Raw genomic sequence first — 25805 nt, forward strand, 5'->3', positions numbered from 1 at the left:
GTTACTTCAGCCGCCGGAATCTGTACACTGCGGAATACTTCGCTGTTCCAACAGGAATATGAAGAAGCCGCAAGTTCATGTGTACCTGCATTCCCCTCTCCAAAATCAGATTTCCTTGCGCATCCAGATAGATCGCCTTAATAGAATCAGAAGAGTTTGGGCCGAATTCAGAGCGCCCCCCCTCGCTTGCACCACCCCAAACAATCTTCCCATCCAAGCCCGTGCACACGAATCTTCCCTTGTCTTCAAAAGATGGGGAGAACGATGCAGTTTTTCCATTAGGGAAGGCAAAATAGATGTAATACGTGCGATCCGATTTCCTTTCGACGATCCCATATTGGGGGGGCGCATAAAAACCATCCGGACGGCGTGCGGCAGCCGACAGGCTATCGAGCTGTTCTCTGCTTGCGAATGGAAATACGTTGTCCAATCGCCATGTTCGTTGGTCACGCAGCGACCCCGGATCGCCATCGACAATCTCTCCCTTTCCCTCATATCGCCCGGAAAGGTCAACACAAGCCTCGTTGGTGAACTGACGAGGATCCAGATTATCCCCACCAGCGCCAGGATAATTCGGAGGCGCGTGCAGGCAACCAGCACATGCTGACGCCATAAGAGACACCATCAACAGACTCACTCTCATCGCTTGTCCTTTGTCTGGTTAAACTGGTTCCGGAAGGTCGACCAATCTACCCCATATTGATTCAAGAATGTCACCCCTGCAAAAGGAGCCGACAACGGAATATCAATATCCGTCTGGATTTCAAATAGAGTTCTCTGGAGAGCAGTCATCCCCTGCTTCAGATTCCCCAACTTGTCATAGGCAAAAATGCTGCCCATGAAATCATGAGGCCCGGCAAAACTTTCGAGAAGCTTATCTGTGGCTGTTCCGGGTGCGTACGGAGCCCCACTCAGGGTCCCGCTAAGACCCTGAGCGCCGCCGGTCAAACCTCCTTCCTTTTGCAGGGCATCTCTCAGAGTCCAAAATGTTCCAGTCTTGGGGTCAACTTGTGTCCCCGTAAAAGTCCAAGAGCCGTCAGCTGCTTGCTGCACGTCGCCATATTTCCGCAAATCATCGAAACTGACGCGCGTTCCCGCAATCTTGTAACCGTCACCGTTCACCCCTGCACTTGGACCGCTAGCGTTATCCACCGGACCCAACTCAGAGGCTTTCGTGTCGGTGATGCCACTAAACCGCTTCGACGACTCAATTTGATTCTGCCGCATCGCATCCCCCGCCCAAGCGATGGCTGCTGTTGCGAACCCGGAAATTGCTCCTGACTTGCAATCGCCGCCAGACATCGCCGCCGTACCGCATCCTGCCGCGGTCGACGCGAGTAAGCGATCAATGCCGTAGTTCGCCCCAAAATATCCCGTCATCCCGCCGGTGATCGCCCCTGCGGCACCAGCGATCAGCGTCTGGCCCACGCTGAGCCGGCCCGTCAGGCCAACCTGCGAAACCACACTCGCGGCCATCCCGCCCAACGCGCCAGCAATTGCCAAGTTCGCTATGCCGCCAGCGGCAAAGACCGAGCTGGCCATAATGCCGCCTGCTGCCGTCGCGGCTTCAACCGAGCCCGTTGCAATCAAAGTCGCCATGCCCGCTTCGGCTGCCGCGACCTCTGCGGCGGCGATGGCTGCTGCAGCGGCGCCCGCCGTCACAACGGCGGCGACCAGCGCAATCACCATCACCACGAACGTCGGCAGTGCACTCTGTTCCTTGATGAAATTCTGGTGGATGTCATCCTTGACCGTCCCGGCGGTGTAGTTCCCGCCAAGATTGGCCTTCAGTTGCGCAATCAGCGCATCGGTCTTGGCCTGGTCGATCGAGCCATCCGCGTTGCGCACAGCGAACGCATCGTTGACCGCGTTGATCGCATTGGCGGTAACGTTCAGATTCACCGCACTCATAAACCCGCCCGGCTGCACCTGCGTGCCGCTCACCTCCAGCCAGCCGCCCTCCACCTTGTACGCCGACGTGCCGACGTTCACCACGTTCGGCCGCGCGTCGATGGTGCCCGCGCGCACGTTGAGCGCATCGCCCGCGACGATCTGCCCGCTGTTGCGCAGCGTGCCATCGACGTTCACGTTGACGTTGGTGCCGGCGATCATGCCGCCCGCGGGCTGCGTGATCGCATCCGCGTAGCCGGCCGGCAGATACAGCTGCGGCACCAGCGCGCTCACCATCGGGCACGCCGTGCTCGCCACCGTGTTGCAGCTCGGGTCCGGCACCTGCTGCGTCACGTACCACAGCATCGGCTTGTCCAGCTGCGCGATCTGCTGCTGCGTCAGCGCCTGGCCGAGCTGGATGTTGTGGGCCTTCGCGTAGTCGGCCGCGTTCCGGTACAGGATCAGCTTTTCCTGGTCCGTGACGGAGAGCCGGTTCTGGCTGTCATAGGTCAGGCCGTTGACGAAGCTGCTCTGCCCGGTCTGCGCCAGCGCGGCCTGTTGCAGCTTCTGGTTTTCGGTGAACGGGTCGTAGTAGAACGGCGTGCCGCCCGGGCGCAGGTCGGCCGGCAACTGCGACAGCAGGCTGTCGGGCGTGACGCCGGCCAGCACGGCCGTCGCCGGGTTCGGGTTCACGTAGGTCGTGCCGTTGACGGTGGACGCGGATGCGCTCACCGCACTGCCGGCCGCCGGCGCGTTGAAGTGCCAGCTGACCTGCGTGCTGCCCGGCGCGCTCGGCGTTGTCACGATCGCGGGCTGGAAGCGCCAGGCCGGCGTTTGCACCGGCGTCACGCTCGCCTGCGGTGCGCCGCCGGAGGCGCTGGACGTGGTCGGCGTCGCGCTGGCCGCTTGCGCGGCCGGGCCGGTGCCCGTGTTGTTGGCCGTCGGCAGCGAGCCCGACGGTGCCGGCGGCGGCGCCAGCGAGATGACCTGCTGCCCCGGCACTGACGGCGGCGTCGGCTGGGTCGGGCTGGTGATGCCGTTGACGAGCGAGGCGCTGGTCAGGTCCACCGTGCTGCCCAGCAGGTTGCCGGTGTTGACGGTCCGGCCGCCCGAGGTGACCGACAGCGCGTTACCGGCCTGGATGCCCGAGGCCAGGTTGCCCAGCACGGCCACGCCATTCGTCTCGTGGCGCTTGTCCCCCTTGAGCCAGCCGGTCTCTTCGACCCAGTGGCCGTGCCAGTTGGCGTTGAGCGCGATGCTGTTGTTGTCGACGTTGCCGGCCATGTTGACCGTCACGTTGCGCCCGCCGGTGATCAGCGCGCCGTTGTTGGTCAGCGTGGTGCCCGACAGGTTGACGTCGCGCGCGGCCGAGATCACGCCGGCCGGGCCGGCCGCCGTGGTCTCGTCCGAGGCGCACTGGCTCTCCTTGTACGTCCCGCCCGCGTTGCAGCCGCCCGCGTAGCTCGGGTTCATGTTCCCGTAGCTCTTGTGCAGCGTGACCGGCGTCATGGTCGTGTTGACCACGGTGGGCGCGGTGATGCTGACATCGCCGGCCGTCGACTGGATCGCGCCGGCGCGGTTGGTGACGCCGCTGCCGGCCGTGAGCGTCACGTTGCCCACGGCGGCCAGCGTCCCGTTCAGGTTCTGGATGCTCGCGGCGTTGATGGTCAGGGTGTCGCCGGCCGCGACCGTGTTGGGTGTCTGCTGCCAGTTGAGGGTATCGACGTGTGCGCCGCCTTCTGCACACTTGATCGCGCCGGGCAGGCAGCCCGCCGTGGTGGTCACCGAAGACACGTAGGTGCCCTGGTTGGTGAAGGTGCCCGCCGCGGTGATCTTGACCTTGCCGGCGGCGGCCAGGTCGCCCGCGTTGGTGAGATCGCCCGAGCCGGTGAGCGACAGGTTGCCGCCGCTCAGGATCTGCCCCGCCTTGCCGAGCGTGTAGGTCACCGTGGATTGGACGGGCGCCGTTGCCTGGGCGCCATCCTTCGCATGGCCGACATCCAGCACCACCGCCGAAGGCGCCGGCGCCGTGCAGCTGTCGCAGCTCGACCCTTGCCAATCCGGTTTGCTGAACATCAGATACTGGCTGCTCGACAGGAAGGCCGAATTGGCAAACGACGACATCGTGTTCGCCCGGGCGATGGCACTGATGCGGTCCAGGAACGCCGCAAGCTCCGCGGCATTGACTGCGTCGGTCTGGCTGCTCACCAGCGTGGCCGAGCGGCTGTTGTCCAGGCTGCCGACATTGAGTGTCACGTCCTTGCCGGCGCGGATCAGCCCGCCCTTGTTCGAGACCGATGCGGCCGTAACATCCATCGCACCACCGGCCGTGATCTGGCCGGCCGTGCCATCCGCCTGGCGCACGATCGTCCGGTCCACTGTCGGCAGAGGGACCCTCTTCTGGTCAGGATCATTCGGGCTGATGGTCAGTCCGCTGTAACCCATGAACCAGCGGCTCTCGAAGCCGGGGCCGTTCTCGGAGCTGACGGCAACCGGGCCGAGATACAGCGTTGTGGTGCCGTCCGCATTGCGCACCAGATCGCCAATCGTGACATTGATGGGCGCACCCGCAACATAAGCGCTGCAGCTATCGCAGCTGCCGCCATAGACCCACGGCGAGTACGACCCGATGATGGTCGAGTTCAGCAGCGCATCGTTGACCGCCTTGCCGAAGCTGCTGCCCGCATCCACCGGCGCGGTGCGGTCGTTGACGACGCTCTGCGCGGCGATGTGCACGTTGCCGTTGGCGCCGATCACGCTGCCGACGTTGTTGAGCGTGCCGCCGATGTCGAACCGGATGTCGCCGTTGGCCTGGGTCTTGCCGCCCTGGTTGTCGTAGTTGGAACCGGTGACGGCGATGTTGCCCAGCGCTTCGGCCGTGCCGGCGTTCCGGACATTGCCCGCCAGCGCGAGATTGCCGTCGGCGTGGATCGTGCCGGTGTTCGTCAGCGTGCCGGCCGACAGCGCCACGTTCGAGCCGCCCACGATCTGGCCGCTGTTGGCCAGCGCGCCGGCCGTCGACAGCGACAGGTCGCCCGCCTTCTGGATCGTGCCGCTGTTGGTGATGCCCTGGGCCGCGTTGATCGCCACGCTGCGGCCCTGCACGTTCCACGTGCCCGTGTTGTTGATCGACTGGATCGACAGCGTGAGCGCATTGTTGGCGTTCAGCGTCCCCGTGCTGGCCGCCGACGGATCGAAGACCTGGTTCGGGGTGTTGAGCGTCAGGTTGTTGCCGGCCAGCAGCTGCCCGCCGGCATTGTTGAAGCTGCCCGCGCCGCCGTTGACGGTCAGGGTCAGGTTGCCGGTGGTGGGCGACTTGCCCGTCAGATCGCCGCCGAAGAACGTCCCGCCCCGGTTGCTCGTGAGCGCGCCGGTCGTGACGTCGAGCGTCTGTGTGCCCACCACCAGGCCGCCTGCGTTGTCCAGGTTGCCGGTCGTGTTCAGATTGACGGCCTGGCCGCCCACCGTGCCGCGGTTGACCAGATCGGCCGCGCTGACCGTGAGCTGGTTGGCGGCAAGCGTCCCGGTGTTCGCGACCGTGCCGCCGCTGACGGTCGCCCGTTGCGTGGCGAGCGTCGAGCCCTGGTTGGTGATCGTGGCACCGCCGAGATTCAGGGCATTGGCATTGCTGTTGCCGGTGAGCGTCAGCCCACGCGAAGCGACCGCATCCAGCGTGCCTTGCACCGCATTGGATTGGCCCGCCGCCGAACCGACCGCGATGTCGGCGCCGCGCAGGATCGCGTTGCCGCCCACGTAGTTCAGCTGCGCGACGCTCAGCGCGTTGGCTGCGCTGGCCTGCAGGTCGCCGCCCGTCTTGAGCTGGCCGCTCAGGGTCGTGTTCTGGCCGCTGCCGACGCTCGTCTTGCCGAGGCTGGTGAGATTGCCCGAGACCGTGGCGTTGCCGCCCTGCGCGGCGAGACCGGCGTTGCGGCCAGCGTAGACGCTGCCGCCCACGTTCAGGTCCTGCCCGGCGGTCGCGTTGACATCGCCCTGGTTGGCCTGGATCGAACCGGTGCTCGCCAGTTGCCCGGCCTGCGCGGTCAGGTTGACGTTGCCATTGACGCTGGCGGCAGCGCCGTTGACGGTCAGATTGCGCCCGGCCGTGGCGGTCAGGTCGCCACCGGCAATCGCATTGCTGCCGAGGGTGGCATCGCGTGTCGCCGAGATCGTCACGCTGCCGGGCGCGCCGACAGCGCCACCCAAACGGACGTCACCCAGATTGCCGCTGCCGTTGGCCGTCAGCGCAACCTGCTTGCCCTTGACCTGCCCGCCCAGATCGATGCTGCCGCCGGTCACCTTGGCGGTCTGGGCCGCGCTCAGGTTGCCCGGGCCGGTGATGGTTTGGCTGGCGTCGAGGGTCGCGTTGCCGCCCGCGGCAACATCCCCGGCCAGCGCAATCGATTGGCCGGCCAGGACGCTGGCATTGCCGGTACTGGTCAGCGCCCCGTTGACGGTAACGTTGCTGCCGGCCTGCAAGTTGGCATCGGCGCCGCTGCCGACCTGGCCGCCGATGGTGAGGTTCTGCCCGGCATTGAGCGTCAGCGTGCCGTTGCTGCCGATCTGGCCGGCCGTGCTCAGATTGCCGCCCGCGTTGACGCTGGCCGTGCCCGCCGCGCTGACCTGGCCGCCCAGGCTGGTGTCGGCGCCCGAGCTGACGACCAGATTGCCCGGCGTGATGACCGCGCCCTGGGTCGTCACCGCCCCCGTGCGCGCGGTCAGGCTGACATTGCCCTTGGTACTGCCGACCACGCCACCCACGCTCAGATTGCGCTGGGTCGCGAGATTCAGATCGCTGTCGGACACCACACTGCCGGCAATGGTGGTGTCGCGCGCGGCGTTCAGGGTAATCGTGCCCGGTGCGCCGACGTTGCCGCCCAGACGAATGTCGCCGACGCCGTCGCGGCCGGCTGCCTGCATGGCGATCCGGTTCGCGCTGACATTGCCGTTCACATCGACGCTGCCTCCCGCCTGCACATCGATGGCCTTGGAAGCGGTGAGATTGCCCGCGCCGCCGACCGTATTGCCGGCCGTGACCGTCAGATTGCCGCCGGTCTGGGTGGCGGCACCCAGCGTTGCGTTCTGCCCGGCGGTGAGCGCGATGTCCTGCGCGGCCGTCAGCGTGCCGGCCGTCGTGATGCTGCCGGCGTTTGCCTGGATCGCGACATGGCCGTTGGCGGCGGTGGTGCCGCCCAGGCGAACGTCCTGCCCCGCGCTCGCCGTCAGGTTGGCTTGCGTGGTGACGGCACCCGTGGTGCTCACACTGCCCGCAGCGGCGGCGAGATTCAGATCGCCCACGCTGCCGATCGCTCCGGAGACCGACAGGTTGCGGCCGGCGTTGACCGACACGCCACTGCCGCCGGTCAACTGCCCCGCGATCGTCGTATCGCGCGCCGCATTCAGCGCAATGCCTCCAGGCGAAGCCACCTTGCCGCCCAGCGTGATATCACCCGTGCCATCCTTGCCCTGTGCGGTCACGGCAATGCTTGCCGCGTTCAGGTTGCCGCCCAGATTGGCGCTGTTGCCCGCGCTCACGCTCAAGCCATGCACGGCAGCCAGATCGCCCGATCCGGCAACATTGCCGCCCGCGCTCACCGTCACGTTGTTGCCCGCCTGCGCCGCACCGCCGAGCGTCACGTCACCGCCGGCCCCGATCGTCACGTCCTGCTGCGCCCGCACGGCACCGCTCGTCGTCACCGCCCCCGTCGTCGTGATGCCGGCGGTCTGCTGCCCATACACATTGCCGACGCTGACATCGCCATTGGCATCGATATTGACGTTGCTGGTATTGGCCGCCAGGTCGCCGGCGGCGCGCACGCCCAGCCCCTGCGCCGTCGAGATCAGCTTGATCTGCCCCGCTGTCATCGCGCCGAACGCCGTCGCGTCGATCGCCAGGCCGTTCTGCGCGCTCGCGCTGTTGGCCGCCGCATTGGCGCCCGCGCCGCTCACCTGCCAGTCCGAACCCGCCCGGCCCGTGCCCGTCGCCACCGGCGCGACCTGCTGGTTCCCCGCGATCACGTTGATCTGGTTGCCCGCGTACAGCGGCGCATTGACACCCACCGTCTGGCCGATCAGGTTGATCGCCCCGACCGTGCCCTCGATCCCGGCACCGGCCGTGGAACCCGCCGCCGGGTCGATCTGGATGCGCCCGCTGTTGACCAGGAAGCCCACCGCGGTGGCCTGGTCGAATGAAACGTTTGCGCCGCTGCCGCTCAGAAACTGCGGTGTACCGCTGGACAGCGTCACCCGTGGCGTGTTCGTAAACCCCGCGCCCTGCGTATAGATGCCCGCTGGCGCGGAAAAAATCACGCTGGCCGGCGCGCCGAACACCTCCACCGTGCCGTTGATGCGGATCGGCTCGGTGCCCGTGACCTGCGTCAGGATCGTCGAGGCCGGGCCGGACGTGGCCAGGTTCGCGTTGCCGGTAACGTTGCCGCCCAGCAGCGTGCCGCCGCCGAGCAGGCTGTTGTTCAGAATCAGCCCCACGCCATCGACCGTCAGCGAACGCAGCAGGTTGTATGACAGGCCGCTTGCGTTCGGCGTCGTCACGTTGATCACCGGGACGCCCCCGTTCGCTCCCGTGGTCTGGGTAAGGGTGGGCGTGAAGCGGATCGGCGCGGTGGGATCGGTGATGGCGCCGGCCTGCGCCTGCCGCAGGCCCCAGCGCACCAGCAGGCGGCCGGTGGTGCGCCACGACGTGAATGGGCTATCGACGGTTGTGCCGTGCAGTGCAATCGTGGCGGCGCTCTGCCGGGCCGCCTGCCAGGAGACCTGCACCGGGCCGAGCCAGCTGATGAGCGCAACGGCGGCGGCGATGGCCCGCGCTACAAACGAGCGCCTGGCGCGGTCATGGCGGCTGACGGGATCAGCGGTACCCGCGGGAATGCTGTGTTGTTCTTGTTGTTGTTCAATGGCACGCGGCTGCTCCAGCGCAGCGCGTGCGCGGGCCGTGACCGGCTGGCGCATCGATGAAACTCCCCGAACGTCTTGTTGTGCGGGGTGCTTCGCGGCCGCCGATCCCCCAGCGTCAGGCACCCTCTTTATTGAACTCGGGGCGGATCATAAGGGATCACACAGTGTGGAGAACATCCCCCAACTGTTTGGAACTCACTTGAAACACACTGAAAGTTACTTATTTCAGACATCAATATCATTGAACACTCAACAATGTTGCACTGCCATATCCATCGGCAATTCCGCGCCCTATAGTGGTCAGCCTGGAACCAACCCTGATCGCCGACCGGCCCGTAGCCGTCCTGCCCGCCTGAACGGTCGGCAGGAAGGACCCGTTTCCACTACACCAAACGTGCTGCCAGCACCGTGCCCTGCCCACAAGGCGGAGCACCGGCGTGCCATGCGCGCAATTGCACTTGTTTGCATTGCCCCAATACGAGTCGCCCTACGCTAGATCGACCCTGATGAGGAACCCGATGCAAGCTCTGGACATCCTTTCCCGAAAACGCGCGGCAGATCGCCGCAAGCAGGTGGCCCGGTTCTCGGTCCGGCTCGTCTGTACGCTGCTCATTACCGTCACCCTGTTCGACCTGCTCAATCAGGAAGGCGTGCTTGCACGGATCTATTTCTTTCTGGGCGGCAATACCTGGCCGCTGGTCGGGAACTGCGTCCTGCTGTGCGCCCAGACCTGAACTGGCCGCCAAATTGACGGAAAGCCTGCGCAAGCGCAGGCTTTTTTATTGTGCGCAGCGCCTGTTGCTGCCCCCGCTTTCCGTTGTCCCCGCCGAGGGCCGGCAGCGCCTCACCCGATACGCGCACCGATGGCCCTCCGTGCCGACGGAAGCGGTACGATCGCTGCGCCGGTCACCCCGGCCGGGCCGCGACCTGCCGGCCTCGTTCTCTCCAAGGAAGCCCCACATGACCACACCTTCGATGTACGCCTTCCTCGTTCCGGGCGTGAACCGCATGCTCGGCAATCTTTCCGCCTTGCTGGACAAGGGCGCCGCCCACGCGGAAGCCAGGCAATTCGATGTGGCCAACCTGCTGACATCGCGTCTCGCGCCGGACATGCACCCGCTCACGCGCCAGGTGCAGATCGCGTGCGACATGGCCAAGAGCGGCGCGGCCCGGCTGACGGGAACGGAGCTGCCCCGCTACCCCGATGTGGAAACGACGATTCCCGAGCTCAAGACCCGCATCGCCAAGACGCTGGCGTTCGTCAACGGCATCGACCCGGCAAGCTTCGCCGGCAGCGAGGATCGCGCCATCACGCTGCAAGCGCCGAGCGGCGAACTCAATTTCACCGGACTGGATTTCCTGCGCGGCTTCGTGCTGCCCAACCTGTATTTCCACGTCACCATCGCGTATGCGTTGCTGCGGCATGCGGGGGTTGAGATCGGCAAGCTCGATTACATCGGCCGACCGGACTGAGCTGCACGACGCCGACGCTGGCGGCGCGAGGCAGCTTGACGGCCCCCATGCCTGCCACGGCGATCCCCCCCAGCGGGACGGCGATCCCGTGGCGCCTCAATCCCCGGGGCCGACCACCTGGGTCCAGGCGCCATCCACCGGCCCACGGGATGCCCATCTCACTTGGGCGGCGGACTCAGATCATCCACCGCGCTCCCGCCCGCGGCGGCGAGCACGGCCTCGGCCACCCCGACCTGCTCGGGCGACGCCTCCACGGTCAGGACAAACTTCCCGCCGATCACGACGTTGCGGAATTTCCGCTCATAGGTCTCGGCGATCTCGCCGCCCGGCTCGTAGTCGCCGGACAGGAAATTGCCGCACAGCGCGCCGGCCTCGTCGCCCTGGAACGACAGCGCGATGCAATCGGGCGACAGCCCGGCATCGAGTACGGCCTGCCGGGCGGCCTCGGCGCTCGCGTGCTCGGAAAAGATGCGGACGATCATCGACATGGCGTCTCCCCGGTGGTGTGGAATCTTAGAATGACGCATTGAACGTGCCACCTCGCAGGCGGCGGGACGCCGCCGCCCTGCCGGCGGGCAATCGTGCCGGCAACCAGGGCGGGTGTCCCTGCGGCGACACCCGCCTGGGCGCGCTATCGACCTGCCCGCACAAACTATTGATCGCAGCGGCATTCCGTCCGGATCTGCTGCATGCGCTGCAGAAAAGCCGCCGTGGCGCGCTCATGGACCGGCTTGTACCTCGCCTGGAACAGCTGGTTGATGGCCGGCAGCGCATCGCGCGAGGCAGCCACTTCCTTCTGGCCGAGCGGCGACGCATAGAACGCGATCAGCTGGTCCAGTTCCGCATCGGTGAATTTGGCGCCGAACAGCCGGGACCAGATCGCGACCATCTCCCCGGGGCTCAACGATGGCTGCATGTCCGCGATGAACGCCTCCATCGCCTCCTGGAAACGCTTGCGGTAGGCCGCATCCGCGTTCAAGCCCGCCAGCACCTGCGCCATCGTCCGTTCAGCCTGCTTGCGGCTGAACTCGCGGCCGCTGGCGATCTGCTGCTCGACCATCTGGCTCAGCCCCTGCACCTGCATCAGCTTCTGGATTTTTTCGGTGCGGTCTGCGGCAGCGACCGACGTGGACAATGCGATGCCGACCGCCATCGCAATCAGGTTGCGGATCAATTGAAGCCCCTTGGGTTGTTGTTATTGCAGGGCGGGAATTCGATGTGATCGCTTCGGCGTCCGGAATCGGCCAGCGGACGGCCAAGCGCGCGGCGCTTCAGAACAGCGCCATTTGCCGCACCCCGAACCCGATCGCATCTTCCACCCGCGTGCGCGCATGCGTGAGCGAGGCCTCCACGCCCGACAGCGTGCCGGCCAGCCAGCTGTAGACCAGCGGGGCCTGGCCGCGCGGGCTCAGTTGGATCTCGCCGAGTTTGATGCCGCGCTTGTCGCGGCAATAGTGGGATCGGTAGCCGCGCTCCCAGTGCGTGATGGGACCGCGCCACTGGCGCAGGCGCGAGCGGCGGGGCTTCAAGGGCCGGGAGACGGTCAGTACGGACGACAGCGGGTCTTCCCAGCCGAAAGCGGGTTTGGCAAACAGCGGCAAACCTTCCAGATCGGAGTAGAAGTCCATCGTCATGCGCTCACCTGACCGCGCCGACGCTGGATTTACAGGTTAGCGCGGCGCATGACCCGCATGATACCTGCGTTTGTGGCTCACGGCACGTGCAAAAGCAATGCCGGCGCGCAATACGCGGTACAAAAACGGCGCCGCCCGCTTCCGGACGGCACCGCGATCGGCAACGGCTTGCGCGCAGCGGTCCCGCCGTCAGCCCAGGTCCAGCGGCACGAAGATCTTGGCATCGTCGCGCTGCACCAGCAGCGCCACGTGCTTGCCCGCGCGATCCACCAGCGCGCGCAGTTCCTGCGCCGACGACACCGGCGTGCCGTTGAGCGACAGGATCACGTCGCCCGGCTGGATGCCCGCCTTGGCGGCCGGGCCGCTCGAGTCCATCACCACCAGACCGCCGGGCAGGCCGCTCTGGCGTTTTTCTTCCGGCTGCAGCGGGCGCACGGCCAGGCCCAGGCGGCCCTTGTCGGGCGCGGCGGACGTATTGGCGGCGACCTTGGCATCCTTGGCCTCGCCCACGGTGACCGACAGCGCGGTCGGCTTGCCGTGGCGGATGATCTGCAGCGGCACGGTCGAGCCCGGCTTGATCTCGGCCACCTGCTCGGGCAGGTCGCCCGAATGGCCGATGTGCACGTCGCCGATCTGCAGGATCACGTCACCGGGCTGCAGGCCGGCCTTGGCGGCAGGGCCATCTTTTTCCACCGCGTTGACCAGCGCGCCTTCCGGCTTGGGCAGGTTGAAGGAATCGGCCAGCGACTGGTCGACCTCCTGCACCGAAATGCCCAGCCGGCCGCGCGTGACCTTGCCGGTGGCCACCAGCTGCTGCTCCACCTTCATCGCCACGTCGATCGGCACGGCGAACGACAGGCCCTGGTAGCCGCCGGTCTGGCTGTAGATCTGCGAGTTGATGCCGATCACCTCGCCGCGCTGGTTGAACAGCGGGCCGCCCGAGTTGCCGGGATTGACGGCCACGTCGGTCTGGATGAACGGCACGTAGGTGTCGTCCGGCAGCGAGCGCGACTTGGCGCTCACGATGCCCGCGGTGACAGTGTTCTCGAAGCCGTACGGCGAGCCGATCGCCAGCACCGGCTCGCCCACCTTGGTGCCGGCCGGACTGCCGATCTGCACGGTCGGCAGGTTGCTGGCCGCGATGCGCAGCACGGCCACGTCGGATTGCTTGTCCACCCCCAGCACCTTGGCCTTGAACTCACGGCGGTCGGTCAGCTTGACACTGACTTCCTGCGCGCCGTCGACCACGTGGGCGTTGGTCAGGATCAGCCCGTCAGGCGACACGATGAAGCCGGAGCCCAGGCCCTTGACGACCTGGTCGCCCTGCTGCTGCGGCGCCTGGGGCATGAAGCGCCGGAAGAACTCGGCGAACGGATCGTCCGGGCTCACGCCGGGCGGCAAACCCTGGATGGAGGTGCGCTGCGCGCGCGCGGTGGTACTGATGTTGACCACCGCCGGACCGTAGCGCTCGACGATGGCGGAGAAGTCCATCGGCACGGCCACCGCCATCGGGGCGGCCGAGGTTTGGGCGGTCGCGGAGGCCGCCAGCGGCGCGGCCACCGCGCGCGTCATCACGTCCTTCTGCAGATAGGCATAGCCGCCCGCAACGGCCAGCACTGCGGCCAGCCCGACCGCGCTGCGTGCCATGGTTTGACGCGTCATGTCTGTGTCCTCTCTTGCTCGATGTGCCTTGGGGGCGAGGGCCACGGCCGGCAGGGTCGCCTGCCGTGCCCATCGGTTGCAGACCATCGTAGGCGGGCAGACTTAAACGGGACTTAAGGGGACTTAAGCGACCGGACGTCACATGCAACAAAGTGTTTCGGCTCAGGCCGCGGCGCGAAACGGAAACCGCAGCACCACCCGCAGGCCGCCGCCCTCGCGCGCCTCCAGCGACAGCGTGGCGTCGTGAGCCTGCGCGATCTCGCGCACGATGGCCAGGCCCAGCCCGCTGCCGCCGGTGGGCGCCTGGGCGGGCCGGTAGAAGCGATCGAGCACGCGTTCGCGCTCCGCGGCGGGGATGCCGGGGCCGTTGTCTTCCACGATCAGCTGCGCGCCGCCATCCGGCGCATGCCCGGTCGACACATCGACGCGGGCGCCCTCAGGGCAGTAGCAGAGGGCGTTGTCGACCAGGTTGACCAGCAGCACGCGCAGCGCATCGGCATTGCCGCCGACCGATGCCGGCTGCGACTCCACTGCGATGCCCAGATCGATCCGCTTCTGCAGCGCGGCCGGCGACAGCTCGGCGACCACCTCGGCGGCGATGACGTCGAGCGCGACCGGGCCACGCTGCGTGTCGGCGGCGCCGGGCTCCTGCCGGGCCAGCGTCAGCAACTGGCCGACGAGGCGGATCATCCGCTCCACGCCGCGATGCAGATCGGCATGCGCGGCGCGGCGCTCGTCCTCGCTCTGCGCGCGGTCGGCCACCTGCAGCTGCAGCTTGAGCGCGGCCAGCGGCGTGCGCAGCGCGTGGGCGGCATCGGCGACAAACGCACGCTGGTGCGCCAGCGCACCGCCCAGGCGGGCGAGCAGGTCATTGAGCGCGGTGGTCAGCGGACGGATCTCGGCGGGCAGCCCGTGCGTGGGCAGCGGCGACAGCGCGGCCGCATCGCGTGTCTGCACCTGGCGGGCCACCGTGCCCAGCGGCGACAGGCCGCGCCCCACCGCCAACCACACCAGCCAAGCCAGCAGCGGCAGCAGGATCAGCAGCGGCGCGACGGTGCGCAGCGCCATGCGGGCCGCCACCTCGTGCCGCGCGCTGTAGGGCTGGGCGATCTGCACCACCGCCGGCCCGAAGGCGACGCTGTAGACGCGCCACGTCCCCTCCGGCGTGACGACATCGGAGAAGCCCAGTTCGGCCTGCGTGGGCAGGTCGGGCCGCGCGTGCGACAGGTAGAGGCTGCGGCCGGTGTCGTCCCAGATGCGGATCACCACATCGTCGTCGTGGGCGATGCCGGCCAGCGCGGGCGGCGGCGGGTCGATCCACTGGCTGGGCAGCGCGGCGGCCACCTGCTGCATCTGGTAGTCGAACAGCGCGTTGGCCTCCTGGCGGGCCTGCGCGTAGATGAGGAACGTGGCGGCAACGATGCCCGCGAGCAGTCCGCCCGAGAGCCACCACAACAGCGTCTTGCGAATGGATTGCATGGTGCGCTATGGAGCCGCCGACCGGCCGGCAGGTTCCGCGGGCGGCGTCGGCGCCTCTCGCGGGATCACGTATCCCACGCCGCGAATGTTCTGGATGAAATGGCTGCCCAGCTTCTTGCGCAGCGCATGGATATAGACCTCGACCGTGTTGCTGCCGACCTCTTCGTCCCAGCCGTAGAGGTTGTCCTGCAGCTGCGCGATCGACCAGACCTTGCCCGGGCGCGACAGCAGCGCATGCAGCACCGCGAACTCGCGCCCCGACAGCTTGATGGGCATGCCCGCGCGCAGCACCTCGCGCGTCACGGGGTTGAGCAGCACCTCGCCGTGGCGCATCAGCGGATCGGCGCGGCCGCCCTGGCGGCGCAGCAGCGCATGCATGCGCGCGGCCAGTTCCTGCAGGTCGAACGGCTTGACGAGATAGTCGTCCGCGCCGGCGTTGAGGCCGGCCACGCGGTCGGCCACCGCGTCGCGCGCGGTCAGGATCAGGATGGGTAGCGTGATGCCGCGCCGGCGCACCTCGTGCACCACGTCCAGGCCGTCGCGCTTGGGCAGGCCGAGATCGAGCAGCATCAGGTCGAACATCGAGCCGCCGGCTTCGGATGCGGCGCCGGGCGCGCCGATGGCCTGCACGGCGGCCTCGCCGTCGCGCACCCAGTCGATGGCAAAGCCGTCCTGGCGCAAGCCCTTGCGCACGGCCTCGCCGATCATGTCGTCATCTTCGACCAGTAGTACGCGCATCGCGTGCAAAAAAAATGAGCCGGGAATGGCTCATTGTAAAACCGCGATGCGGACAGCGCCCGCTTGCGCGACGCGCCGCCCGCCAGCCACGCCAGGAGCGCGGGAGCCCCGTGGCGCGCAAAGCCGCCGCAACCCGCCTCAGGCCGCCGGCGCCACCACCGGATAGCCCGGCTGATACGGGGTGATACCGGGGATATTCAAACGGGGCGTCAGGTTCTGCACCGGGTTCTCCAGGAAGTCCTTCGTCTTGTCCGACACCCAGTTGACGCCGGTGTTGACCGTGTTGACGGCGTTGGCCGCGGTGGCGTGCAGACGGCCCTTCAGGTCCTGCAGGTAACCATCCACGAACGACTTCGCCTTGTCGACCGCCAGATCGATGCCGGTGTTGGCCACCTTCTCCACGAGCATCTTGGTCAGGCCGTTCTTGAGCGCCACCCGCGCCTCCGGTCCGGCGACGGCCCCCAGCGCGGCGGAGGCCAGGTTGATGCCCGCCTCCGCCAGCGCCTTCTTGAGGCTGCCGCCGTTCAGCAGGGTCGACAGCACCTTGGCCGCCGAGGCCCCGGCGGCCATCCCCATCGACAGCGCATCCGCGATTTCACCCAGCCCCGGAATCATGCCCAGCGCACCAACGACCTGCGACGCGATGTCCATCACCTTCGAGTAGATGGTGAGGATCTTGTCCATGGCCTTCTTCAGCGCGCCGCCGCTCTTCTTGACCGCCTTGATGTCGGGCTGGTCTTCCATGCCCATGCCCATGTCGGCAACGGCGCTCTTGCTGGCCTCCGAGTTCGCCGGATGCGTCTTGCGCGCCTGGACCGTCTTGTTGGCGTCCGTCATGCTCGACATGAACTTCTCGAAGTCCTTCTTGCCGATCACGCCGGAATCCACCGTCGGGCCGCCGAAGCTGAAGAAGCCGTTCTTCGTCTTGTAGCCCGAGTTCGCGTTGTTGATCAGCCCGTACAGCAGCGGATCCTGCAGCAGCTGCTTGGCCGCGTTGCGCACGGCCGGAGACAGGCTCTCGTCCTGCGACATCGCCGCCAGCCGGTCGCGGGTGATCTTCTGGCCGTCCTTGAAGAACACGTCGAGATTGCTGTTGATGGTCGACACGGTCTGCAGATCTTCCTTGCTCAGGTGCACGGCCGAGGCGGCGCGCTGCAGGAAGTCCGACTTGCCCACCCGCTTGTCGGGGTCGTCCATCTTGTTCAGGCTCGCCCACTCGTTGCGGTTCTGCAGGAAATACTCGGCCGCGGCGATCACCTGCGGCGGCGCCTTCTTGACGTCCGAGTCGCCGTCGACGATGCGCTGGAAGGCTTCCATGTCCAGCTTCTTCGGCAGGTAGTCGGAGTAGCGGTACAGCTCGCGCAGCGCATCGTTCTGCGTCATGGCCGAAGGCTTGTCGCCCGGCTTCGCGTCGGACGGAATGTAGTTCTTCACATAGCCTTCGGCCTTCTTGCGGTTGTACTCCTCCACCTGCGGGTGGTTGTCCGCGAACTTGCTCACGTCGCCGGCCTTGATCTTGCCCTTGCAGTTGCCGTCGCCCTGCGAGCCGATGGCAAAGAACAGCGCCGGATCGTTGGCCAGCGCCTGCAGCGCGGCCTTCAGGTCGGACGGCGTGCTGGGATCATTGATCTTGTCCTGGATCGAGCTCCAGTCGACCGGCATCTTGTCCTTGTGGCGGGCCAGGACGGACATGATCTCCAGCTGGCTGTCGTTGAGCGTGCCGCTGTTCCACGTCAGGACCTGCGAATGGCTCTTGGCGAATTCGGCCAGATCCTTGCCCTTGATCTTGCCGCCGAAACGGCCGTCGCCCTGCGAGCCGATCGCCTGGAACAGGTTGAAATCCTGCGACAGCGCCTGCAGTGCCCACTTCAGGTCGGGCGGCGTGTCGGGGTCGTTGATCTTGTCCTGCAGCTTGTCCCAGCTGATATCGCCCTTGTCCTTGTGCAGGTTCAGGATGCCGATGATCTGCAGCTGGGTGTCGTTGAGCGTACCGCCGTTCCAGGTCACGTCGCTGCCGACGGGCGGGGTGGCGGGCTGGCTCGGCTGGCAGGATTGGCCGTCCGGGCTGGCCGGAGCCGGGTCGGCGGCCGGAGCCTGCTCCGGCGATTGATTCGACGCGTCCTGCACCGCACGCGAGATGGAATCGCCGAAGCTGAAGAACAGGTCGGTCGGCAGGTCCGGACGGGTGCTGCCCGTGGAGTGGTCGAACTGGAAGAACAGCGAACCCGGCATATCGGATTTGCCCTCGGCTGGCCCGTTGACGCCCGGCCCGGCTAACGGCAAGGTCGGGCTCGCTGCGCTAGAGATGTTGGTACTCATGCTGACCTCTTGGCTGAAGTGGGATGGGATATGCCTGCCCGCCTTTGGGCAGACATACCCTGAGGCTAAGTTGTGGGGCCTGCGCGTCGGGCATGGTTGCCCGAAGCGGAGACCGCGTCAGCGAAATGGGCCGCCCCGGCCGCAAGGGGGGTCGGCAGGCCCCGCATACGCCGCGCAGGCGCCGCCGATCCGGCCCACCGCCGCAGCAAGGCACGGCAGGCCCGCGCCGCCGGTTGCGCGGCCCCGCGCTTGCCTTTATCGTGATGCGATCGACATCCGATCCCGCGCGCAGCTGCGCGCCCCGCAAGCCACCTTGCCCGCCTCGCCCACCCCGCCCGCTTCCCCCGAGGCACCCGCCACCGACCTGCGCGAACGCATCCGCGCCGCCCGTCCGACGCTGTCGCCGGCCGAACGGCAGGTCGCAGACTGGGTGCTGCAGCAGCCCGGCACGGTGCTGAGCCTGCCGGTGGCGGCCATCGCCCGCGAGGCCGGCGTCAGCCAGCCGACCGTGATCCGCTTCTGCCGCTCGATGGGCTGCCATGGCCTGTCCGATTTCAAGCTGCGGCTGGCGCAGGGCAACGGTCCGCGCGGTGCGGCCCCGGCCCGGGCGACGCATCCGGCGGGGCACCGCATCCTGCAGGACACCATCGACGCCCTCGCCTTGCTGCGCGACCAGCTGGACGCGCGCGCGCTGGACGCCGCCGTGGCGCTGCTGGAGGCGGCCCGGCGCATCGACCTGTACGGCTTCGGCAGTTCCGGCGTGGTGGCGCGCGATGCGCAGACCAAGTTCTTCCGCTACGGCATCGCCGCCGATGCGTACAGCGATCCGTACCTGATGTCGATGTCGCTGAACGTGCTGCAGGCGGGGGATGTGGTGATCGCCATTTCCAAGTCCGGCGATCTGCCCGAGCTGCAGACGGCGGTGGAACGGGTGCGCGAGCTCGGCGTGCGCGTGGTGGCGATCACGGCGCCGGGCAGCCGCCTGGCCGCGCTGGCCGACGTGACGCTGCCCGCCGGCGTGGAGGCCGACGTGGCCGACCGCTCCATGGTGGCACGCCTGCTGCACCTCACCCTGCTGGATGCGCTGGTGCTGGAAACGGCGCTGCGCAAGGGCAGCGCGGTCGGCTGGACGGATGCGCCGGAATAGGCCTGCGCAGCCGGTTTCAGTGGCCGCTGGCCACGGCGTGATCCATCGCCGCGCACAGGCCGATCAGCCCCGGGTACGGCGCATGGATGACGTACACCGGCATCGCCGCCACATAGCCGGAGAAGCGGCCCTTGTCTTCGAACCGCCGCCGGAACGGTGAATTGGCGAAGGCGGCGCCCAGTCGCGGCACGATGCCGCCGCCGATATAGACCCCGCCCCGCGCGCCCAGCGTGACCGCCAGGTTGGCCGCCACGGTGCCGAGCATGGCGCAGAACGTATCGACGGCGTAGCGGCAGCGGGCGTGATCGCCCGCGGTGTCTTCCATTTCGCCCAGGGCGATGGCGGTGATGTCGGCGGCGCGGCGCACGGCGGGGCCCTGCTGCCACAGGTCGAAGCACGCGCCGAGCGCCTCGTAGATCAGCTCCAGCCCCATGCCCGAGATCAGCCGCTCGGCCGAGACATGGCCGAAGCGCTCGCGCGCGAAGCGCCAGATGACGACTTCCTCGTCGTTCATCGGCGCAAACGCGACGTGGCCCCCCTCGCCCGCGACGGCGATGAAGCGCCCTGCCTGCGTCGGCAGCAGCGACGCCACGCCCAGGCCCGTGCCCGGCCCCAGCAGCGCGCGCGGCGCGTCGGCCACGCAGGTGCTGCCGCCCACCTGTTCCAGCTCGTCGGCGCCCAGGTAGGGCAGCGCGTGCGCCAGCGCGGCGAAATCGTTGAGCACGACGAAGGTATCGAAGCCCAGCGACTGGCGCATCGCCTCGGTGGAAAACGCCCAGTCGCGGTTGGTCATGCGGATCTGGTCGCCCAGCACCGGATTGGCGATGCCGATGGCCGCATGCCGCACGCCCGCCGCGGCGATCTCCGGCGGCAGCGCGGCGAGATAGGCGCGCATGGCCGCTTCCAGCGACGGGTAGTCGTCGCCGGCCAGCACGCCGATATGGGCCAGCCGCATCGGCGCCATCTCCAGCGCGAAGCGCGCGTTGGTCCCGCCGACATCCCCGACCAGGCGCGGGTAGGCCGTCACATCGTCCATGCTGCCCACGCCGACTTCATGCAGACCAATAGACATCGAGCGGCACCTCCCGCTGATGAATGACGTAGCTGACCGGCAGCGCCTGCCGCGCCGTGCCCTGCGCGGCCTGGTCGAACACCGACCGCTTGGCCGCCCCGCCGATGGCGAGAAACAGCGCGCGCGCCGCGCACAGCGCCGACAGGTTCAGGCTGATGCGGCGGTACGGCGCCGCGCCGGGGCGCACCGGCAGGTAAGCGGGCCGCTGCGCGCGGTCGATGCCGAGCGCCAGCTCCGGCGCATCGGGAAACAGCGAAGCCGTATGCCCGTCGTCGCCCATGCCGAGGAGGGCCACGTCGGGCTGCTGGAACGGATCGTTGGCGGTGGCGATGCAGGCATCGACATCGATCGAGCCACCATGCACGTGCGGCGACAGCACCAGCGGGAAGAACCGCGCGGCGGCGGCGGCATCCCGCAGCAGGTGCTCGCGCACCAGGCGCGCGTTGCTGTCCGGATGATCGGGCGGCACGGCGCGCTCGTCGACCAGCGTGATCGACACCGCCTCCCAGCGCAGCGGCCGCGCGCGCAGCGCGGCAAACAACGGAATCGGCGAACGCCCGCCCGATACCGCCAGGCACACGCTGCCCTGGGCCTGGATCTGCCGCGCCAGCGCATCGGCGAGCGCATCGGCCAGCTGTTCCGTCTGGGCCTGGGCATCGGGCATGGCGTGCCAGCGCAGGGTCATCACATCTCCTCGTGCCAGGCAGCGGCATCGCGTGAGAGCAGCGCGCTGGAAGCGGCCGGCCCCCAGCTGCCCGCCGTGTAGCCCTTGGGCGGCGTGCGGGCCTGGTTCCATGCCTCGATGATGGGCTCGACCCAGCGCCAGGCCTCGGCCTGCTCGTCGCGGCGCACGAACAGGCCGAGCTGGCCGTTGACGGCGTCCATCAGCAGGCGCTCGTAGGCGCCGGCGTGGCGCACGCCGCCGTGGTTGGTGAAGTCCAGGTCCAGCGTGGACGGCTGCAGGCCCAGTGCCGCGCCCGGCGTTTTGGTCAGGAACTGCAGGCGGATGCTTTCCTCCGGCTGCAGGCGGATCACCAGGCGGTTCTCGGGAAACTGGACCAGCGGCTTGGGAAACAGCGCGTGCGGCACGTCATGAAAACGCACCACGATCTCCGCCAGCCGCTGCGGCATGCGCTTGCCGGTGCGCAGGTAGAACGGCACGCCGGCCCAGCGCCAGTTGGCGATCTCGGCCTTGATGGCGACGAAGGTCTCGGTGCGGCTGTCTTGCGGAATGCCGTGCTCGGCCAGGTAGCCCTGCACCGGCTGCCCGGCGATGGCGCCCTCCAGATACTGGCCGCGCACGGTCTTCTCGGGCACCTCCTGCAGCGGGATCGGCTTGAGCGCCTTGAGGATCTTCAGCTTCTCGTCACGGATGGCGTCCTGCGACAGGCTGGCAGGCGGCTCCATGGCGACGATGCACACCAGCTGCAGCAGGTGGTTCTGCACCATATCGCGCAGGGCGCCGACGCCGTCGTAGAAGTCGCCGCGCTTCTCCACGCCGAGCTGCTCGGCGATGGTGATCTGCACGTCCTTGATCCACTCGCGGCGCCACAGCGGCTCGAACAGCGCGTTGCCGAAGCGGATCGCCATCAGGTTCTGCACCGACTCCTTGCCGAGGTAGTGGTCGATCCGGTAGATCTGGTCTTCGGCAAAGAACTCGGCCACGGCCGAATTGATGCGCTCGTTGGAGGCCAGGTCGGTGCCCAGCGGCTTCTCGAGCACCAACCGCACGTTGGGCGTGTTCAGGCCGACGCGGGCAAGCTGCGCGCAGATGTCGACGAAAATGCCGGGCGCGGTGGCCAGGTAGCACACGGTGACCGGGGCGCGGTTCTCGCCCAGCGCGGCGGCCAGGGCATCGAACTGTTCCGGCTTGCGCGCATCGACCTGCTGGTAGACGATGCGGGCGACGAAAGAGGCCCAGGCATCGTCCGACACGGGCGCGCCGGAATACAGGCGCATGGTGGGGCGCACCTCCCGCTCGAGCAGGGCCAGGTAACCGGCGGTCTCCAGCGGCTGGGTGCCGATGGCAAAGATCCGCCCGCGCGAATGGAGCTCGCCCCCCTGGTGCGCATCGAACAAGGCCGGAATCAGCTTGCGGCGGGCCAGATCACCCGTACCGCCAAACAACACCATGTCGAATGCGGGCACCGACATCGTCATCTCCTGTCTGTGTGTGAGCCATCGGATAGGCTAGCCTATGAAGCGCGCCCGGTCAGCGCCGGGCGGCCGGAAATGCGCTCGTTCATTGTGAGCGCGTTTGTGCAGGCTAGCAGGGCAACGTGCTGTTTTCGCCTATTTTGTAGTATTACTACATCACGAGCAAGACGGGCGGGATCCTGCCCCGGCAACAGCGTGCCCTGCCGATTCAACGCCGGCGCAGGCTGGCTGCGCCTTTGGAGGCACGCAATTCGCGTGCTCGGCGGTTCCGGCGCAGGCCTGCGTGTCAGGGAAAACGCTGCCCCACGGCCGGCCCGTTTGTAGGAAAATTACATCGATCTGTCCCACCAGGAGAACCGCATGGCCCTGCACCGCGTACTGGGCGACGTCACCCAGCGCATCATCGACCGCAGCCGCGGCCCCCGCCAGGCCTATCTGGAAACCACCCGCAAGAACGCCGGCCGCAAGGTCGAGCGGTCCCTGCTGTCGTGTACCAACCTCGCCCACGGCTTCGCGGCCATGGAGGGCGAGGCCAAGATCCGCCTGAAGGCGCTGGAGCGGCCCAACATCGGCATCGTCTCGGCGTACAACGACATGCTGTCGGCGCACCAGCCGCTGGAGACCTTCCCGGCCTGGATCAAGGAAACCGCGCTGGCCGCCGGCGGCACCGCCCAGTTCGCCGGCGGCGTGCCGGCCATGTGCGATGGCGTGACGCAAGGGCAGGACGGCATGGAGCTGTCGCTGTTCTCGCGCGACACCATTGCGCTCGCCACCGCCGTGGCGCTGTCGCACCAGATGTTCGACGCGGCACTGTACCTGGGCGTGTGCGACAAGATCGTGCCGGGGCTGGTGATCGGCGCGCTGTCGTTCGGCCATCTGCCGGCCGTGTTCGTGCCCGGCGGCCCGATGACCACCGGCATGAGCAACGACGAGAAAGCGCGCACGCGCCAGCGCTACGCCGAAGGCAAGCTCACGCGCGCCGACCTGCTGGAGGCCGAGTCCAAGTCGTACCACGGCGCCGGCACCTGCACCTTCTACGGCACCGCCAACTCCAACCAGATGCTGATGGAGATCATGGGCCTGCACCTGCCGGGCACCGCCTTCATCAACCCGAACACACCGCTGCGCGAGGCGCTGACGCGCGAATCGGCGCGGCAGGTGCTCAAGCTCGTCTACGGCGGCCAGCAGTACACGCCGATCGCCGACGTGCTCGACGAGCGCGCCTTCGTCAACGGCGTCGTCGGCCTGCTGGCCACCGGCGGCTCGACCAACCACACGCTGCACCTGATCGCGATGGCGCGTGCCGCCGGCATCCTGCTGACGTGGGATGACTTCGACGACCTGTCGTCGGTGATTCCGCTGCTGGCGCGCGTGTATCCGAACGGCAAGGCGGACGTGAACGAATTCCAGGCGGCGGGCGGCTTGTCGATCGTCATCCGCGAGCTGCTCGATGCCGGACTGCTGCACGACGACGTGACGACCGTCATGGGCCGGGGCCTGCGCCGGCATGCGCAGGAGCCGTTCCTGGAGAATGGCACGCTGGTCTGGCGCGAGGGCGCGGCGGCTTCGCTGGACACCAACATCGTGCGCGGCATGGCCGAGCCGTTCTCGCCGGACGGCGGCCTGCGCGTGCTGGACGGCAACCTGGGGCGCTCGGTCATCAAGGTCTCGGCCGTGAAGCCCGAGCACCGCTTCGTGGAAGCGCCGGCCCGCGTCTTCCACGCGCAGGACGATCTGATCCATGCCTTCAAGGCCGGCGAGCTGGAGCGCGACTTCGTCGCCGTGCTGCCCTACCAGGGCCCGGCGGCCAACGGCATGCCCGAGCTGCACAAGCTCACGCCGACGCTGTCGGTGCTGCAGGAACGCGGCTTCAAGGTGGCGCTGGTGACCGACGGCCGCATGTCGGGCGCGTCGGGCAAGGTGCCGGCGGCGATCCACATCACGCCGGAGGCGCTCACCGGCGGACCGCTGGCGCGCGTGCGCGACGGCGACATCGTGGTGCTGGACGCGGAGGCCGGCACGCTGTCGGTGCGCGTGCCGGAGGCGGAATGGAACGCCCGCGAGACCCGCGCGCCCGATCTGGCGCACTATCACGCGGGCGTCGGCCGGGATCTGTTCTCCGGTTTCCGCCGCAATGTGTCCGCGGCGGAGGAAGGCGCCTGCACGCTGTTCGTGTCGGCCGGCGCCTGAACGCGGCGCGGGTGCCGCGGGCTCAGTCCTTGGCGGGCCCGCGCACCAGCAGCACCGGCATGGTCGCCAGGCGGATGAACTTTTCCGCCACGCTGCCGAGCATGGCATGCGCCAGCCCGCGGCGGCCGTGCGTGCCGATCACGACCACGTCGGCATCCCACCTGACCGCCTCGCGCTGCAGCGCGCCGGCGACGTCTTCGCCGATGCCTTGGGTTTCGATCAGCGCGGCCTGCTGGGGCACGCCTTCCTTGGTCAGCCGGGTCTCGATGTCGGTGAGCAGCGTGGTCCCCGCCTGGATGAACGATTTGCGCAGCTCGATCGGATCGTAATAGCCGACGTCGAAGAGGATGGCCGGGCTGTCGACGACATAGATGGCGCGGATGGTGCCGCCGGCCGATTTGGCCAGCCGCACAGCCTCGTCCAGGGCCAGCTTGCTGGTGCCGCTGCCGTCCACCGCCACCAAAATCTTCTTGTACATAGAGAGCCTCGCAGGAGAGTTGTTGTTGGGGATGCGCCGGCCTTGACCGGTGCAAAGGTATTCTGTGATATCCGGAACCCGCCTGCGTTGCGCCAGATCAGACGGCCCCGCCCCACCCGCGCAACAATGATGCCCGCCCCGCCGCCCGCTCACCCATGTCGCACCGGCACCCGCCCGCACCCACGCCCGAACTGATCGCGGCATACCGCCGTGCACACTATCGCGTCGCCGCGCCGGCCGGCGACGTGCTGCTGCGCATCGACGCGGCCGACCCCGGCGTGGCGGCCCTGCTCAAGCAGGCGCAGGCGCCGTGGGCCGTGTTCGTCACGGCCTGCCAGCCGTTCTCGCATCCGGTCAGCGCCGCAGAGAACGCCGCCCGCCAGACCGAACTGCTTGCTTGGGCGATCGCGCGCGGACTGTCATGGCTCGACGGCGAGGGCGGCCCGCCCGATGCCGACGACACCACATGGCTGCCGGAACCCAGCCTGCTGCTGTTCGTCGACGACCCCGCCATCGCCGATACGCTGATGCTGAACTTCGAGCAGAACGCCGTGGTGATGTGCGATGCGCATGGATTTTGCACCTTGCGTTGGCATCCGTATCTGCCATTCTGAATCCACAGAGGACGCACTTCTGACACGCGCACGGCGCTGACCC

General features: G+C 67.8%; 18 protein-coding genes. 5 read left to right on the plus strand and 13 right to left on the minus strand.

Going from position 1 to position 25805, the window contains the following annotated elements; genetic code table 11:
- Window position 1 precedes the first annotated feature (1 nt).
- Window positions 2-643 carry a hypothetical protein gene (locus GO999_RS21600; RefSeq protein ID WP_211906848.1) on the minus strand — a complete coding sequence of 214 codons (642 nt, stop codon included), beginning with the start codon at window positions 641-643 and terminating at the stop codon, window positions 2-4.
- Entirely contained in the window at window positions 640-8853 is an 8214-nt protein-coding gene (locus tag GO999_RS21605) for a filamentous hemagglutinin N-terminal domain-containing protein (protein WP_211906849.1), read from the minus strand. Before GO999_RS21605 ends, GO999_RS21600 begins: the two co-directional genes overlap by 4 nt.
- A gap of 464 nt (window positions 8854-9317) precedes the next feature.
- Here GO999_RS21605 and GO999_RS21610 point away from each other — a divergent pair, with 464 nt between their 5' ends.
- Both GO999_RS21610 and GO999_RS21615 read left to right on the plus strand, forming a co-directional pair.
- Window positions 9318-9533, plus strand: a complete 216-nt coding sequence (locus GO999_RS21610; protein ID WP_211906850.1) for a hypothetical protein — start codon at window positions 9318-9320, stop codon at window positions 9531-9533.
- 226 nt (window positions 9534-9759) lie between these two features.
- Window positions 9760-10272, plus strand: coding sequence for a DUF1993 domain-containing protein (locus tag GO999_RS21615; protein WP_211906851.1), 513 nt, complete (start codon window positions 9760-9762; stop codon window positions 10270-10272).
- Between the two features lie 158 nt (window positions 10273-10430).
- Here the strand turns inward: GO999_RS21615 and GO999_RS21620 are convergent, their stop codons facing one another.
- The 7 genes from GO999_RS21620 to GO999_RS21650 form a co-directional block, all read right to left on the minus strand.
- Complete coding sequence (locus tag GO999_RS21620) at window positions 10431-10760, minus strand: hypothetical protein (RefSeq protein WP_011004795.1); 330 nt, start codon at window positions 10758-10760, stop codon at window positions 10431-10433.
- A gap of 164 nt (window positions 10761-10924) precedes the next feature.
- The gene (locus tag GO999_RS21625) at window positions 10925-11446 is read right to left on the minus strand and encodes a DUF2059 domain-containing protein (protein WP_211906852.1); all 522 of its coding nucleotides are present in this window, start codon (window positions 11444-11446) and stop codon (window positions 10925-10927) included.
- A gap of 97 nt (window positions 11447-11543) precedes the next feature.
- A complete protein-coding gene (locus tag GO999_RS21630) occupies window positions 11544-11906 on the minus strand; it encodes a hypothetical protein (RefSeq protein ID WP_081272642.1) in 363 nt (120 codons plus the stop codon).
- Window positions 11907-12095: 189 nt separating this feature from the next.
- On the minus strand, window positions 12096-13568 hold the full coding sequence (locus GO999_RS21635) for a DegQ family serine endoprotease (RefSeq protein ID WP_016725057.1): 1473 nt from the start codon (window positions 13566-13568) through the stop codon (window positions 12096-12098).
- 162 nt (window positions 13569-13730) lie between these two features.
- On the minus strand, window positions 13731-15047 hold the full coding sequence (locus tag GO999_RS21640) for an ATP-binding protein (protein WP_028861964.1): 1317 nt from the start codon (window positions 15045-15047) through the stop codon (window positions 13731-13733).
- Between the two features lie 6 nt (window positions 15048-15053).
- The gene (locus GO999_RS21645) at window positions 15054-15785 is read right to left on the minus strand and encodes a response regulator (protein WP_016725055.1); all 732 of its coding nucleotides are present in this window, start codon (window positions 15783-15785) and stop codon (window positions 15054-15056) included.
- A gap of 138 nt (window positions 15786-15923) precedes the next feature.
- Entirely contained in the window at window positions 15924-18104 is a 2181-nt protein-coding gene (locus tag GO999_RS21650) for an HrpF/NolX family T3SS translocon protein (protein WP_211906853.1), read from the minus strand.
- 313 nt (window positions 18105-18417) lie between these two features.
- Here GO999_RS21650 and GO999_RS21655 point away from each other — a divergent pair, with 313 nt between their 5' ends.
- Entirely contained in the window at window positions 18418-19251 is an 834-nt protein-coding gene (locus GO999_RS21655) for a MurR/RpiR family transcriptional regulator (protein ID WP_011004802.1), read from the plus strand.
- 16 nt (window positions 19252-19267) lie between these two features.
- Here the strand turns inward: GO999_RS21655 and GO999_RS21660 are convergent, their stop codons facing one another.
- From GO999_RS21660 to zwf, 3 genes are read right to left on the minus strand one after another with little or no spacing between them, the layout of a single operon-like run.
- Entirely contained in the window at window positions 19268-20323 is a 1056-nt protein-coding gene (locus GO999_RS21660; protein ID WP_011004803.1) for a glucokinase, read from the minus strand.
- Entirely contained in the window at window positions 20304-21008 is a 705-nt protein-coding gene (gene pgl, locus GO999_RS21665; RefSeq protein WP_011004804.1) for a 6-phosphogluconolactonase, read from the minus strand. The genes GO999_RS21660 and pgl overlap by 20 nt, the downstream gene beginning before the upstream one ends.
- Window positions 21008-22477: a glucose-6-phosphate dehydrogenase gene (gene zwf / locus GO999_RS21670; protein WP_016725050.1), complete on the minus strand. Its 1470-nt coding sequence runs from the start codon at window positions 22475-22477 to the stop codon at window positions 21008-21010. Before zwf ends, pgl begins: the two co-directional genes overlap by 1 nt.
- A gap of 363 nt (window positions 22478-22840) precedes the next feature.
- Between zwf and edd the strand changes: the two genes are divergently transcribed.
- Complete coding sequence (gene edd, locus GO999_RS21675; protein ID WP_211906854.1) at window positions 22841-24670, plus strand: phosphogluconate dehydratase; 1830 nt, start codon at window positions 22841-22843, stop codon at window positions 24668-24670.
- 22 nt (window positions 24671-24692) lie between these two features.
- Here the strand turns inward: edd and GO999_RS21680 are convergent, their stop codons facing one another.
- On the minus strand, window positions 24693-25148 hold the full coding sequence (locus GO999_RS21680; RefSeq protein ID WP_011004807.1) for a universal stress protein: 456 nt from the start codon (window positions 25146-25148) through the stop codon (window positions 24693-24695).
- Window positions 25149-25303: 155 nt separating this feature from the next.
- Between GO999_RS21680 and GO999_RS21685 the strand changes: the two genes are divergently transcribed.
- Window positions 25304-25762 (plus strand): DUF3293 domain-containing protein, encoded by a 459-nt coding sequence (locus GO999_RS21685; RefSeq protein ID WP_011004808.1) that lies wholly within the window; start codon window positions 25304-25306, stop codon window positions 25760-25762.
- Window positions 25763-25805 lie beyond the last annotated feature (43 nt).

Origin of the sequence: Ralstonia nicotianae (assembly GCF_018243235.1) — a bacterium.
Lineage (GTDB): Bacteria > Pseudomonadota > Gammaproteobacteria > Burkholderiales > Burkholderiaceae > Ralstonia > Ralstonia nicotianae.